This is a genomic window from Massilia psychrophila, assembly GCF_002760665.1.
Classification (GTDB): Bacteria; Pseudomonadota; Gammaproteobacteria; order Burkholderiales; family Burkholderiaceae_D; genus JAFCUW01.
The window spans coordinates 1-14,824 of sequence record NZ_PDOB01000010.1 but is presented as its reverse complement, the minus strand read 5'-3'; the positions used below and the strand labels follow the sequence as shown (position 1 = coordinate 14,824).

General features: G+C 58.5%; 12 protein-coding genes. 8 read left to right on the top strand and 4 right to left on the bottom strand.

Annotated elements, in window-relative coordinates; translation table 11 throughout:
* Positions 1 to 8 precede the first annotated feature (8 nt).
* The 3 genes from pqqC to pqqE are packed head-to-tail and all read left to right on the top strand — an operon-like array spanning position 9 to position 2,210.
* Complete coding sequence (gene pqqC / locus CR103_RS08320) at positions 9 to 710, top strand: pyrroloquinoline-quinone synthase PqqC (RefSeq protein ID WP_099915526.1); 702 nt, start codon at positions 9 to 11, stop codon at positions 708 to 710.
* Positions 711 to 725: 15 nt separating this feature from the next.
* Positions 726 to 989, top strand: coding sequence for a pyrroloquinoline quinone biosynthesis peptide chaperone PqqD (gene pqqD, locus CR103_RS08315; RefSeq protein ID WP_099915621.1), 264 nt, complete (start codon positions 726 to 728; stop codon positions 987 to 989).
* 9 nt (positions 990 to 998) lie between these two features.
* Positions 999 to 2,210, top strand: coding sequence for a pyrroloquinoline quinone biosynthesis protein PqqE (pqqE, locus tag CR103_RS08310; RefSeq protein WP_099915525.1), 1,212 nt, complete (start codon positions 999 to 1,001; stop codon positions 2,208 to 2,210).
* 33 nt (positions 2,211 to 2,243) lie between these two features.
* Here the strand turns inward: pqqE and CR103_RS08305 are convergent, their stop codons facing one another.
* The 3 genes from CR103_RS08305 to CR103_RS08295 all read right to left on the bottom strand — a co-directional run bounded on the left by CR103_RS08305 (position 2,244) and on the right by CR103_RS08295 (position 6,132).
* Positions 2,244 to 3,365: a hypothetical protein gene (locus CR103_RS08305; protein ID WP_143752552.1), complete on the bottom strand. Its 1,122-nt coding sequence runs from the start codon at positions 3,363 to 3,365 to the stop codon at positions 2,244 to 2,246.
* Positions 3,366 to 3,465: 100 nt separating this feature from the next.
* Positions 3,466 to 5,577, bottom strand: a complete 2,112-nt coding sequence (fusA, locus tag CR103_RS08300; RefSeq protein WP_099915620.1) for an elongation factor G — start codon at positions 5,575 to 5,577, stop codon at positions 3,466 to 3,468.
* A gap of 228 nt (positions 5,578 to 5,805) precedes the next feature.
* Positions 5,806 to 6,132 (bottom strand): hypothetical protein, encoded by a 327-nt coding sequence (locus CR103_RS08295; protein ID WP_143752551.1) that lies wholly within the window; start codon positions 6,130 to 6,132, stop codon positions 5,806 to 5,808.
* Positions 6,133 to 6,935: 803 nt separating this feature from the next.
* Between CR103_RS08295 and fcl the strand changes: the two genes are divergently transcribed.
* The 5 genes from fcl (at position 6,936) to CR103_RS08270 (ending at position 12,609) form a co-directional block, all read left to right on the top strand.
* Positions 6,936 to 7,949, top strand: a complete 1,014-nt coding sequence (fcl, locus tag CR103_RS08290) for a GDP-L-fucose synthase (protein WP_099915522.1) — start codon at positions 6,936 to 6,938, stop codon at positions 7,947 to 7,949.
* A gap of 168 nt (positions 7,950 to 8,117) precedes the next feature.
* Positions 8,118 to 9,281, top strand: coding sequence for a GNAT family N-acetyltransferase (locus CR103_RS08285; RefSeq protein WP_180279328.1), 1,164 nt, complete (start codon positions 8,118 to 8,120; stop codon positions 9,279 to 9,281).
* 44 nt (positions 9,282 to 9,325) lie between these two features.
* Positions 9,326 to 10,525, top strand: coding sequence for a GNAT family N-acetyltransferase (locus CR103_RS08280; RefSeq protein WP_099915520.1), 1,200 nt, complete (start codon positions 9,326 to 9,328; stop codon positions 10,523 to 10,525).
* Positions 10,526 to 10,685: 160 nt separating this feature from the next.
* Positions 10,686 to 11,885, top strand: a complete 1,200-nt coding sequence (locus CR103_RS08275) for a glycosyltransferase family 4 protein (protein ID WP_099915519.1) — start codon at positions 10,686 to 10,688, stop codon at positions 11,883 to 11,885.
* Entirely contained in the window at positions 11,809 to 12,609 is an 801-nt protein-coding gene (locus CR103_RS08270) for a WecB/TagA/CpsF family glycosyltransferase (RefSeq protein WP_099915518.1), read from the top strand. Before CR103_RS08275 ends, CR103_RS08270 begins: the two co-directional genes overlap by 77 nt.
* Positions 12,610 to 12,695: 86 nt before the next feature.
* Here the strand turns inward: CR103_RS08270 and CR103_RS08265 are convergent, their stop codons facing one another.
* Complete coding sequence (locus tag CR103_RS08265; protein ID WP_218968459.1) at positions 12,696 to 14,381, bottom strand: right-handed parallel beta-helix repeat-containing protein; 1,686 nt, start codon at positions 14,379 to 14,381, stop codon at positions 12,696 to 12,698.
* Positions 14,382 to 14,824 lie beyond the last annotated feature (443 nt).

The window sequence follows — 14,824 nt, the reverse complement described above, 5'->3', positions numbered from 1 at the left end:
ATCTCTTCATGACCGCGGCCGCGCCCCGCTGGAGCCGCAACGAGTTCGAATCGCAGCTGCGCGCGCGCGGCGCCGGCTACCACATCCATCATCCGTTCAACGTCAAAATGAACAGCGGCCAGCTGCGCGAGGACCAGATCCGCGGCTGGGTCGCCAATCGCTTCTATTACCAGGTCAACATTCCGCTCAAGGACGGCGCCATTATCTCCAATTGCCCGGACCGGGAAACGCGGCGCAAATGGGTGAGCCGGATCCTCGACCACGACGGCCATGGCGGCGGTGGCGACGAGGGCGGCATCGAGGCCTGGGTGCGGCTGGGCGAGGCCGTGGGTCTCGAGCGCGATGAACTCTGGTCGCAGCGCCACGTGGTGCCGGGCGTGCGTTTTGCCGTCGATGCCTATGTCAACTTCGCGCGCCGGGTGCCGTGGCAGGAAGCGGTCTGCTCGTCGCTGACCGAAATGTTCGCACCGCAGATCCACAAGGACCGCCTGGCCAACTGGCCCGTCCACTACGGCTGGATTGCCCCTGAAGGCCTGCAGTATTTCCGCAGTCGCATCTCGCTGGCCGAACGCGACGTCGAACACGGCCTGCAAGTGACACTCGACTATTTCTCCAGCCGCGCCCAGCAGGAGCGCGCCCTCGACATCCTCCAGTTCAAGCTCGACATCCTCTGGTCGATGCTCGACGCGATCGAAAAAGCTTATCCCTAACCGCCAGGTGCCATGATGAACACTGTTTCGCACAAACCCGCCCTTTCCCGCCTGTTTCGCATGCAATGGGAAGAAGCCCAAAACAATTATGTGCTGCTGTACCCGGAAGGAATGGTCAAGCTGAACCAGAGCGCGGCCGAAATTCTCAAACGCTGCGACGGCCGCCATAGCGCGCTGGCGATCGTCCATGAACTCGAACAGGAATTCGGCGCCAGCGGGCTGCGCGGCGACGTCGACGAGTTCCTGCGCACCGCGAACGAGCGCGGCTGGATTACCTGAGCCGCCGCAATGAGCGCTCCCCTGCCGCACCCCGCACCACGACCTCCGATCGCCGCACCGCTCTGGCTGCTGGCCGAATTGACCTACCGCTGCCCGCTGCACTGCGCGTTCTGCTACAACCCGATCAATTATGCCAACGAGCGCGCTGAGCTCTCCACCGCGCAGTGGATCGACGTGATGCGCCAGGCGCGCAAACTCGGCGCCGCCCAGCTCGGATTTTCGGGCGGTGAACCGCTGGTGCGCGACGACCTCGAAGAACTGGTTGGCGAAGGCCGCCGGCTGGGCTTCTACACCAACTTGATCACCTCCGGCATCGGCCTGACGGAAACCCGGCTGGCGCGGCTGAAGGAACTCGGGCTCGACCATATCCAGCTGTCGTTCCAGGACTCGACGAAAGAAATGAACGATTTCCTGTCGAGCACCAAGACGTTCGACCTGAAGTCGCGCGTCGCCAGGCTGATCAAACAGTACGACTATCCAATGGTGCTCAACGTGGTGCTGCACCGCTACAACCTCGACCATGTCGGGCGGATCATCGACATGGCGCTCGAGATGGGCGTCGACTACCTGGAACTGGCCAACACCCAATACTACGGCTGGGGCCTGGCCAACCGCGCGCACTTGATGCCGACGCGCGAACAGGTGGTGCGCGCCGAGGAAGTGGTCAACCAGTACCGTGCCAGGATCGGCAACAAGGTGAGGATTTTGTTCGTCGTACCCGATTATTTCGAGGAGCGGCCCAAGGCCTGCATGAACGGCTGGGGCTCGGTGTTCCTCGGCATCGCCCCGGACGGAACGGCGCTGCCCTGCCATGCCGCACGTTCGTTGCCCGGCATCGCCTTTCCCAACGTGCTCGACTACAGCGTGCACGATATCTGGTATGCCAGCGGCGCCTTCAACCGCTACCGCGGCGACGCCTGGATGAAATCGCCCTGCCGGGACTGCCCCGAAAAAAGCAAGGATTTCGGCGGCTGCCGCTGCCAAGCCTACGCGCTGACCGGCGACGCCGCCAACGCCGACCCGGTGTGCGCCAAGTCGCCGCGCCACGCCGAGGTGCAGGCCATCGTCATGCAGGCACAACATGCGCAAAATTCGCATCCGGCGGTGGCGCAACCGCAGGCCAAGCCGATCCTGTTTCGCACCGACGCCAATTCGCGCCGCATGGGTAACGATGGCAAGCCGGGAGACGGCAGGAGCGAAGCGGCGGACGAACCGCGGTAAGTCGCCGCCATGCATGAAAATTGGCACCGGCCCCTATTTGCAGTGCGCGCGGTCAAACGAGCCGCATGCGATGATCACGCCGACATCCGGATTGCTGAAATAAGCGGTATGCGCGGTCACCGGATTTTCCAGCAGGCCAAAGTAAGTCGGGCGGTTCGATACCAGGACGTCGGCCACTTGCACGACCGGGGTGGCGTACCTGGACGGCAGCAGCCGGTACGACAGCAGGTCGTTCGGATCGGTCAGCGCCACCACGGTCAATGCAGAGAAGCGCCTGCCCGCCGACCGGGGAAACGCCTGGCGCAGCGCCAGGAAGCGCTGCAGCGGGTCGGCCGCCGGCAGCAGGCCTGCCGTTTTCCGGTCGAGCGCCACCTGGTCGGCCAGGCCGAGGATCGGGAGTTGATTGGCGACCATGAAGACCTGTACCAGGCGCGAGGCAGCCAGACGGGCAGCCTGGACCTGGGGGGCAGCAGCCTTCCCCTCCAGCATGGCGTTCAGCGCATCGAAGGTAATCTTGCTGCCCAGGCTCTCGGTGACCAGGATCAGCGGCCCGGCTCCCTGCCGAGCGAAGGTGGCATCGAGCGCCTCGACCATTTTTTGGCGAATCGTCGCGCGGCTGTCGCCTTGGTAGATGATTGCATCCGACAGGCAATCGTTGAGCAAGCCGTCCTTGAGCATCCCATTGAAACGGGCGCGCCGCGGCCGGCATTCGGCATCGACAGCGCAGTCGGTGGCGGCCCCGGTGCGGTCGAAGTCGAGTTGACGTTTCAAGCCGGCGGTTAGCGGCGACCAGATCATGCTTGAAAACCGAATCGGCACGCCGCGTACGGCTTCATTGCGCTGCACGATGCGGATTGCATCGGCAATGTTTGACGACTCGCTGTTGCGGGGTTTGGCGACGTAGCCCGGTTCAATGGCGGTCATGATGGCGTCGACCGCGCCATGTGCCCAGGCGTCGGTCTTGGTGCACATGCCGTGCACCAGTATCACGTCGACCGGATTGCCGCTGTTTTCCGCGATGACGGCGCCCAGCCCGGTAAAACTGGCACTGCCGGCCACCTGCACGGGCGGCCGGTAGGGAGTGGTGCAGCCTGCCAGCATCGCAAATAGAAGCAACAACGCCGCCGCTGCCCCAGCTTTGGAAACAAGTCGCATTGCGTCCTCCGATCCGATAGTCGATTGCGCGATGATGTCAGGTGTTCATGCCGCGGTGGCGGTTTGACCCGCAGGTTCAGCGGCAGTCGGCCTTGGTGCGTCAGCGCCCCGCCCGACCCGGCGCCGCAACCTTTTCCAGGATGTGACGCGGCACGGCGGCGTAGTGTTTGAACTCCATCGAATAGGTCGCCCTGCCCTGCGTCAGCGAGCGCAACTGGGTCGAATAACCGAACATTTCGGCCAGCGGTACCGACGCGCTGATCAGCTTGCCGCCGCCGCCGGGGATCTCGTCCATGCCTTGCACCATGCCGCGGCGCGCCGTCAGGTCGCCGATCACGTTGCCCATGAACTCTTCCGGCGTTTCCACCTCGACCTGCATCATCGGCTCGAGCAGCACCGGCTCGCCGCGCCGCATGGCGTCCTTGAAGGCAATCGATCCGGCCATGCGGAAGGCGTTCTCGTTCGAATCGACATCGTGGTAGGAACCGAACGTCAGCGTGGCCTTGACGTCAACCACCGGGAAGCCTGCCAGCACGCCCGAGCGCAGGCTTTCCTGGATGCCCTTGTCGACTGCCGGGATGAATTCGCGCGGTACTACACCGCCCTTGACGGCGTCGACAAACTGATAGCCCGTTCCCGGCGCCATCGGTTCGAGCGTGAGTACGACGTGGCCATACTGCCCGCGTCCGCCCGACTGCTTGATGAACTTGCCTTCGACATCCCGCGCCGCCTTGTGGATAGTCTCGCGATAGGCGACCTGCGGCTTGCCGACCGATGCCGCGACGCCGAACTCGCGGCGCATGCGCTCGACCAGGATTTCGAGGTGCAGCTCGCCCATGCCCGACATGATGGTCTGGCCAGATTCTTCGTCGGTATGCACGTGAAAAGACGGGTCTTCCTGTGCCAGGCGGTTCAGGGCAACGCCCATCTTTTCCTGGTCGGCCTGGGTCTTCGGCTCGACCGCTTGCGAGATCACCGGTTCCGGGAACACCATTTTTTCAAGCACGATCACATGTTCGGGCGAGCTGAGGGTGTCGCCGGTGGTGACTGTCTTGAGGCCAACCGCCGCCGCGATGTCGCCGCAATACACCTCCTTGATTTCCTTGCGTTCGTTGGCGTGCATCTGCAGGATGCGTCCGAGCCGTTCGCGCTGCCCCCTGGTCGGGTTGTACACCATGTCGCCCGATTTGACGACGCCCGAATAGACGCGGAAAAACGTCAGCTGGCCGACGAACGGGTCGGTCATGATCTTGAAAGCGAGGGCGGCGAACGGCTCGTCGTCGGACGGGTGGCGCTCGATCGGATTGTCGTACTCATCAATGCCGGCGATTGCCGGGATGTCGAGTGGCGACGGCAGGTAGTCGATCACGGCGTCGAGCATCGCCTGCACGCCGCGGTTCTTGAAAGCGCTGCCGGCAAGCATCGGCACGATTTCGTTGCGGATGGTACGCATGCGCAGGCCCAGCTTGATGTCCTCTTCGGTCAAGGCCTCGCCGTTCAAATATTTTTCGGTCAGCTCGGCCGTCGCTTCGGCAGCCGCTTCGATCATGTGTTCGCGCCACTGCTGCGCGCTTGCCTGCAGCGCAGGCGGGATCTCTTCGTAGGCAAATTTCACGCCCTGGGTATCGTCGTCCCAGCGTATCGCGCGCATCATGACGAGGTCGACGACGCCGTGGAAATCGTCCTCAAGGCCGAGCGGTATCTGGATCGGCACGGCAACGCCCTTCAGCCTGCTGCGGATCTGTTGCTGAACGCGAAAGAAGTCGGCGCCCACGCGGTCCATCTTGTTAACGAAAGCGAGGCGCGGCACCGCATATTTATTGGCCTGACGCCACACCGTCTCAGACTGCGGCTGCACTCCGCCGACCGCGTCGTAGACCATGACGGCGCCATCGAGTACCCGCATCGAACGCTCGACCTCGATTGTAAAGTCGACATGGCCTGGCGTATCGATGATGTTGATGCGGTGCTCGGGATAGTTGCCCGCCATGCCCTTCCAGAATGCGGTGGTGGCGGCCGAAGTGATGGTGATACCGCGCTCTTGCTCCTGGTCCATCCAGTCCATGATGGCCGCGCCGTTGTGCACCTCGCCGATTTTGTGGCTCACACCCGTGTAGAACAGGATCCGTTCGGTCGTGGTCGTTTTGCCGGCGTCGATGTGCGCGCTGATGCCGATGTTGCGGTAGCGCTCGATGGGAGTCTTGCGAGTCATCATTAGCTCCTGGCGACGTGCGGGTGCGTATGGACTGAAGGGCCGAACACAATGCGTCGCCCATCCAAGACCGCTTATGCAGGATATCAGGCAATTCCCGACAAAAGACGGTGCGGAATTAAATTATGTGCGATGGGCCTGGTTTTCGCACCACAACCCACGCCATGATCCGGTTGCTGCATTCCTTGATGGAGGGCGCCATGGTTGCGATGAAAGCAATGTACCGACTCAGGCAGCCAATACCTTCTTCAGCTTGGAAAAATAAGAAGCGAGGGGCGCGCGCTGTGCGCCGTCTTGCGCCGCGGCATGCACTGGAACTGCCTCCAAGTCAGGCGTTAGCTGCGGCGTCCCCCCTTGCGGTCCATGCGAGACGCCGGAATCGGCGCTGTACGAACTCCGGCCTTCGCCCAACGTAATATATACCGCTGGCACGCTCCCCTCGATGCGAATCCGGAAGTTATTGGTGCCTGAATGCTTTATCAAATTCAGTGCCGCCTTTTGCAAATCGTCCGTTAATTGCCGTGCCTTTTCAGCTTTGTCATCGTAATCGCTCATTATCGCCTCCAAACTTGGCCGTTTCCGCAATCTGGTAAATACATGCTAACGCTGAGATGACAATAGAAAAATATTATCGAAACCAGTTTGTCAATTTCAAGAAAAAGCATAGCGGACCGTCCGCTTGAAATCGTATTCGAAAACTTTATGTTGCGTTTGACTTTCCGCAAATTGTCGAGCGGACCGAAATGTGGAAAAGAAACTTATTGTTCTGCTTCGATCCTATACGGCTCACCTACATATTACCCGGCAATTCAATTGGGTGAATTCCGTTACACGGCAAGCCCTTCCATTTGTTCCAAGTCAAAATGAAGGGTTGCTCATCCATCACTATACGTTGAATGGCAAGACAGTTGCATTGCGACGAGGAACGCCGCAAAAGTTCTCAATGGAATTCTTTTATGGGTCAGATCAGCGCGTGAATAAATCCGAACGACAAGTTTTATAAAACCGTTCATTAACATCTCCCCGGCACTATTAATTTTTTGCAATAACGCGTTGAACGCTGCACGACAGGGATTGCATTCCATAAATTGATACTAAAAAGCAATCCTCATGAAAACTGCGCTGATAACAGCAATTACCCGCATGACGATCTTCTGGTCGCTACCGGGCACCGCTCTACAGGGTGTCGTTTTATCGTTGAAGTCGCCGAGCTCGGCATCGGCATCGGCATCGGCATTGGTCCACTGAACGCTGTGAAACGGTGGTAAAGAAGCAAATAGTCCACGGCCTTGAGACTGCCTGCCGCCATAGGCTGGTCAAACGCACGGATATACCTTCCCAATATTTTGGAGTGAACCATGGATACTACGCAGACCCGTATTTACGTTGCCGGCCACAACGGCCTGGTGGGATCGGCCATCGTGCGCACTCTGCGCGCGCAGGGATACACCAATATCGTCACCCGCACCCATGCCGAACTCGAGCTGACAGACCAGGCCGAAGTCCGCGCCTTCTTCCGCAACGAGCATATCGACCAGGTCTACCTTGCCGCCGCCAAGGTGGGAGGCATTCATGCCAACAATACCTATCCCGCAGAATTTATTTACCATAACCTGATGGTGCAGACGAACGTGGTGCATGAAGCCTGGCGCAACGGCATCGGAAAGCTGCTGTTCCTGGGCTCGTCTTGCATTTACCCCCGGCTGGCCGAACAACCAATTCGCGAGGAATACCTCATGAACGGCATGCTCGAGCCGACCAACGAGCCGTATGCAATTGCCAAGATCGCCGGCATCAAGCTGTGCGAAAGCTATAACCGCCAGTACGGGACCGACTACCGCAGCGTGATGCCGACCAATCTGTACGGACCCGGCGACAATTTCCACCCTGAAAACAGCCATGTCATACCAGCGTTGATCCGGCGCTTCCATGAAGCAAAAGCCACCGGCGCGGACGAGGTCGTGATTTGGGGCAGTGGCAAGCCGATGCGTGAGTTCCTGTACGTTGACGACATGGCGGCAGCCAGCGTGCACGTCATGCAACTCGACCTTGGCGTCTATCATGCGCACACCGACACCATGCTTTCGCACATCAACGTCGGCACCGGCGAGGATACCGCGATCGGCGACCTGGCCAAGTTGATCGGCAAGACCGTCGGCTATGCCGGACGCATTGTGTTCGACAGCAGCAAGCCGGACGGCACGCCGCGCAAGCTGCTCGAGGTATCGAAGCTGAAGACGCTTGGCTGGAAGGCTAGCATGCCCCTCCGCAAAGGCTTGCAACTAGCCTACCAATCCTTCCTGGAGGCGCAGCGATTGACGCCTTCCGGCACCCATGCCAACCATGCCGCCGACGAGCTGCTTCGGGCCTGAACCGCGCGCCCGGATGCCGGTTTGCTGACGCACCGCAAACAATTGCCAAATCACCATCTTTGCTTCGATGATGTTGTTAATATGATCAAAATCCGGGGTTATAACCCGGGACGATACTTGTTTTACCGCCCAATACCGTTCTTTGGTAAATCTACGGAGATGCCTAAAATGCAAAGTTTAATCAACACAAATCTGGTGAAAAAAAGTGTTCTTCAAGCAATTCATTCCGTACCGCACTCTGTCCCAACCGAAACTGTCACCATTTCATGCTACGAAAATGCGATTCCGTCCTTCGTTGAAACGGAGCTCGACCGCCTTTACAAACACATCAATTCTTCGCTATCTCATCACGCCGTACAGCGTAAAGCCAACGGTGCAAGTACGTATGTTGCGCGCAAGGGCGAGCAGGCAATTGCCATCCTGCTGTTCAAGCGGGAAAAAAGGAAAGTCAGCGTCATCAACGAAATGATCGATATCGCGCCGGAAGAGCTGGAACGGTTTGCCAGCTATATTTTCTCTAACGATAAGTCGATAGCGGTGATTTCTTTCTCGCTAATCGGCGATCAGATTGGCAGCTTACCGTTTCCCTGCCACCAATACGAGATATCGGAAGATATCGTACTCACACTACCTGCAACCCCGGAAGCCTACCTCGACAGTCTCAGTTCCAAAATGCGTAGAAATATCAGGCGATATCTGCGTGCAATAGCGCGCGATAATTCCACTTTTCGTTTTGAGGTTTGTGCGGGCGATGAAATCAACGAAAAGTACCTGCACGACCTGATCGACCTCAAGAAAATCAATATCGGCCAGAAAAATATCAGGTTCGGCATCGACCCCGACGAAGTCGACTGGATCGTCAGGCAGGCGAAGCTGAGCGGACTGGTTACCGTTGCCCTGATCGGCAACCGGGTTTGTGGCGGATCAATCAGCCTGCGGGTCAACGATCATTATTTTGGCCAGATCATTTCGTACGATCCGGCGTATCAAAAATACAGTCTCGGCATACTCTGCTGTTATCAGGCCATTTGCGACCAGATTTCGCTCGGGGCGAAAGAAAGCCATCTCTGCTGGGGGCGTTATCAGTACAAATACAAATTAATGGGCGTGCAGCGCGATCGCGCCAGCCTGGACATCTATCGCTCCCGCAGCGCATACTGGCAAAACGCCGGTACGGTCCTGATAAAGACGGTCAAAACCTGTCTGCAGGAGTGGAAAAAACGGCTGCTGAATATGGAACACGAAGAAAATCCATCATTGCGTTTCGGTCCGCTGCTAGTAAAGACGCTGCGCAAGATCAAACGTTTCCGGATGGCGGGCGATGCCGCATAGCCGACGCGCGAAACATCATCGGAAAGCCGGCTTGGAGGTGCACCATGAAGTGGCCGAATGAGGTTCAGGTAACATTGCCCACCCGAGCGCGAGCAGCAGGCAACAAGTTGCAATTGTCTGCAAAAGGCGGCCGCCTCATTACGGAATGCTATGAAGAGGAGGTGCCGCACTTTGTCAACGAAGAGATCGCGCAACGCTACGGCAGCCTGTTCTCGACGCTTCCGCATTTTCGTCAAACCGGACAACTGACTGATACCACCAGTACATACATTACCCGAAAGAATGGGACGGTGGAGACAGTATTGCTGTTCGATCGCAATGGCCAGCAGGTAACCGTCCTCAATGAATTAATTCAAATGTCGAAGACGGAAGCGCGTGATTTTATCGCCTTTGTGTTCACCCGTTATGAGTCGGTTTCCAACATTGTATTTAATGCGATAACTGCCGATCTTGGCGGCTTGCACTATCCGTTTCAACAATTTATATGCGCCGAAGATATTGTCATTGGGCCGCTGACGACTGTCGACGCATATTCCTCGAGCCTGTCGAAAAATATCCGCAAGAGTATTCGGCGCCAGGCCAACGCCCTCCTCCGGTCCCACCCTGGCTTTCACTTTGCCATCTTGCCGCGCGAGGCGGTCAGCGAGGATTTGGTGCGCTTTATTATCGGCCTCCATAAAGCGCGAATGGCCGACCAGCAGAAAATTTCGGCGTATACCGATGACGAATGCGATTGGATAGTTGCGCTCGCCAGCACCCTAGGCGTGGTCAGCGTGCTCACGATCGACGGCAAGGTGTGCGCCGGCACAGTGTGTTGCAAGGTCGGCCAAGGGTTTCATATGCTCGTCTGCGCCCATGACCCGGCTTACGACCTGTTCGGCATGGGAACTCTATGCTGTCACCGTAGTATTTGCGAATACGTCGCGCGCGGCGGCAAGCAAGTGCATATGTTGTGGGGACGGCACGCTTACAAGACCAGCCTGGGCGCCACGCCTCGGCAGTTCGACAGGATCGCCGTCTACCGCAGTCGGGCCGATTACTGGAGCAATGTCGACAAGGTCCTGTTCGCGGCCGCGGCCGGATATCTGCGTGAGGCGCGGCTTTGGCTGATGAATGCCGAAAGCCAAGATACCTTCAAGGGGCGAATCGCAACAAGGCTGTGGCGCGTTTTGCGGCAGGTAAAACGACGCGTCATTGCCGTCAAACAGGCTGTAGCCGAGGCGAATAACAAGCCGATGGAATGAAAGTTGCCAAGCGTACCAATTTTCGAGAATCGGCTTGATTGACATTATCGCCATATCAAGCTGACGGCATGTAACGCTATAAAATTAGCGCTTGTTATTGTAAATTTCGCGTCTGCATTTGAATTCATAACGGCAATAATAATCATTGAGACAGTTCTTTATGAATATTTTATTTGTCCATAATGCGTATCAAAATTTCGGCGGTGAAGATGCCGTCGTCGACATGGAAATGGCATTGCTGCGCTCGCGCGGGCATGCGGTTCAACTGTACCAGCGACACAACGACGAGTTACACACGCTTCCCGCTGCAACGGCTGCCGCGTCCGCCCTCTGGTCGCGGCGCTCGGCGCGCGACGTGGATGCGGTTTGCGCAGATTTTCAGCCCGATCTTATCCATGTTCACAACACATTTCCCCTGATATCGCCTTCGATCTACTGGACGGCCGCGCGCAAGCGGATTCCAGTGGTGCAGACCTTGCACAATTTCCGCCTGCTGTGCGCGCAGGGAACGTTTTTACGCAAGGGCACAATCTGTGAAGACTGCCTCGGCAAGTCGCCGTGGCGCGCCGTCGTCCGAAAATGTTACCGCGAGTCAATGCCCCAGTCCGCAGTCCTGGCAGGCATGTTGAGCGCGCATCGGCTGGCCGGCACGTATAAAAGCCGGATCACCCGGTATATCGCCTTGAGCGCGTTTTCACGCGACCGCTTCGTTGCCGGCGGCTTGCCGGCGCAACGACTGCGGATCAAGCCGAATTTTGTCGATGGCGCCGATTCGCCCGGCCCAGGTCAGCGCGCCGGCGGCCTGTTTGTCGGCCGGCTATCGAGCGAAAAAGGCATCGGCATCTTGCTGGGCGCGGTCCGCCAGGGCGACGATACGCGCATCGAGGCAATCGGCGCCGGGCCGTCGGAGACAGCGGTGGCAAGCCAATTGGGCGACGGCTACCTCGGGTTTCGCTCGCGCGCGGAGATCATGCAAAGGATGCGTTTGGCTTCTTTTTTGATCGTACCGAGCATGTGTCTGGAGCAACTCCCCACCACGATCCTCGAGGCGTATTCGTGCGCCTTGCCAGTAATTGCGAGCCGGCTCGGCGCCCTTGCCAACATTGTCCAGGATGGGGTCACCGGATTGCTGTTCACGCCGGGGGACGAGGCCGACCTGTCCAGAAAAATAGCGTGGGCTGGCGCACACGGCGAGCAAATGCAACGGATGGGACGCGCGGCGCGCGCTGAATATGAGGCGAAATACACGCCTTCGATTAACTATCAAATGCTGATTGAAATCTATGAAGAAGCCATCGCTGAAGTACAAGGAAAACGTCTCATTGCGCAGGGGGCACTCGGTGCTCGGCACCTGGGTTGACGCGCTGTTTTGGGACGACGCCATCGGGCATATCCTGAGCTGGGGGGCGGTGCGGGAGTCCCGTTATGTCTGCATCTGCAATGTCCATTCGGTGGTCACTGCAACGCACGACGCAGAATTAAGAAGTGCGCTCGGCGGCGCCGACCTGTCGATGTCGGACGGCGCACCGATTGCCTGGGCCCTGCGCCGCCTGGGGTTTCCCGCGCAGGAGCGGATCGCCGGCCCGGACCTGATGTGGCGCTACCTGCGTCAGGCAGAGCGCATCGGCCAGAAGATTTTCCTCTACGGCAGCACCCATGACACCTTGAGCAGTTTGCGCACTGCCATCGCGCATGCGTTCCCGCTGCTCGACGTGCGGGGTATGCTGTCGCCGCCATTTCGTTCGGCTTCACCCGCCGAAGACGAGGCGGAGGTTGCCGCAATCAACGCTTCAGGCGCCAACGTGGTGTTTGTCGGGCTGGGGTGCCCGAAGCAGGAAAAATGGATGGCGGCGCACCGGGGCAAGATTGACGCCGTCATGATCGGCGTCGGCGCCGCCTTCGATTTTCACTCGGGAATGAAAAGCCGGGCGCCGCTGTGGTGGCAGCGTCACGGCCTGGAATGGTTATACCGGCTCGGTTCCGAACCACGCAGACTGTTGCGGCGCTATCTCGTCACCAACACGTTGTTTGTCGTCGGGTTCGCCAGGCAGTTGATTGCGGCAAAAGTATTTGACCAAAAATAGCGCCGTCAGTCCAATAGGCATTTTGCATGCCGTATTGCGCGCCCTGCCCGCCTCCGTTCTTCAGGCTACAAAAAAAGGCCTCTTGTCTAGGGCCCGGTAAGGTTCCCCTTGCCCCGGGAGCCCCCGGGCGGCGCGTCGCCAATCACATCGCTTGTCACCGAATGAACGTCCTGCTGCATCTCGTTCCTCCAGCTTTGATAACTATGAGGGAGGCCGGGACTGCGGCCGTCCCATGTATGGCCGAACACGTTGAAATTGTTGCTGCGATAGGTGTTGTAATCGTAGGTGGCGAAATTTTTGTAGTTTGCCCCGGCCTCATGGTTGAAGGTGTGCTCGCCGCCAGTCGACTTGAAGGTATTGCCGGTAACCTGGTTGTTGCGAACGTTGCCGACGTCTTGGGCAAATCCCAGGTGGGTGACGCCGCTGGATGCAAATGTATTGTTGGTAATGACGTTGTTGAAGCCGTTGTGGACCATTACGCCTCGGTTATTGTTTGCTATCGTGTTCTGGTTGACGGTGACGCCGTTGGCATGGTCGTCGAGGTAGATGCCGATCGCTTGGATGCCCCTGGTGTTGGTAACGGTGTTTCCTTCGATAAGCAAGGTCAAAGGCTGTCCGTCACGCGCCGAGGTGTACACCGCCGCGCAATCGCTCAGGCGCGCGCACGCCATGTCAACGAGGCTGTTGAGCACGAAGGTGAATCGGTTATGTATCACGCTGATACCGTGGTAAGCCGAGTTCAGCACCCGCACGTTGTCGATGCGGTTGTCCGAGCCGCCGCCAAACATGATGCCGGCGTTGGACGCGGACGGCATGCCGACCATGCCGGTGTTGGCGATGATCGAGTTCGAGACGACCGCGCCGGTGATCGAATACCAGCCATCGATGCCGTTGCGGCGAGAGTTCGAGACGTTGCTCCCACTCACTTGCAGACCGCGGCTGCCGCTGGCCCAGATACCGTCCCTGGCGCTGTTGTTGATGTCGGTATTGAGCACTTTAAGGTCGGAAGACTCGTTTGCGCTGATGCCGTCATTCGCCGAGAAGATCGAGACGCCATCGATGATGATGCCATGCGATTTATCGGCATTGATGCCATTGCTGTCAGGCGCCGCCCATGCGCGGCCTTCGGGACTTTGACCATCCGGCGCCCACATGAAGATGCGGCCGTCCTGCACTGCCCATTCGCCCGGACTGTCGAGCATCCACAGTTTGCCCTCGACGTAGAATTGCTTGCCCGAGCCGATGCTGTTTCCGGTCAACGTCTGCGATTGGATCACCGATTGATTCGCCAGTACCACCATGGTGGCGCCATTCAGGTCGCCCGCTGGCATACCCGCGATGCTGGTGGCCCATGGCTGGTTGGGCCAATGTGCGGTACTGACTGCACTGCCGTCGATTGCCACTTGCTGCGGGGTAAAGCTGATCGGCGCTGAATAGATGCTGCCGGAATACCTTGCCCATCCGGAAATGGCGCGGCCTGGAGAAATGCCGGCCTTGCCGCAGTTGCCCACGGTCTTGACGGTGACGTTGGACTTGCCGCTCAACTCGAGTGTGCCTTGGTAGACATTACCGCATTGCAGGCTGACGGTGGCGCCGTTGGCGATGCCGTCGGGCATCGGCAGCACTGCCGTGATCGCCGGCGCGTGCAAGCCCAGCGCCGCGGCGCCAAGCAGCAGCGCTAACGACCGGTGCCTGCAAAGCACATGGCTGCGATGGATGCGCGGCAAGGACGCGCTTAAACAAACTCTTGAAGAATATGCGTAGACGTTCAAGGCTCTCTCCTGAAATAAATAGCGTGATCGATCGGTGGATATCTGCTCAACCAGTGTAAGGGGCTCAACATGGGGACGATTCAGGCCGGTGTCGACACAGGTCAAAGAAACTGCTGGTAATTCATGCCCCCAAGCAGGGATATGGCAAAAAGAAATTGACGGCAAAAAAAAATCCGCGTTTCCGCGGATTTTTGGGTCATAAAAAGACCATGAAAACATGCATGTCAGGCCCGGTCATCCCCTAACCGGCAGAAACCGGCTCGGAAGGATGCGCGTGCTCCTTACTCTTGCTTAACGACCGTTCATTGTGGAGTGCGCATCCTGGCCGCCCCAGCCCTTCCAGCCGGTATAGCTTTGCGTCACGCCAGCCGACCTGCCATCCCAATAACGATGGAACACGTTCGGGTTGTTACTGGTGTACGTATTGTAGTCAGCGCTCATGA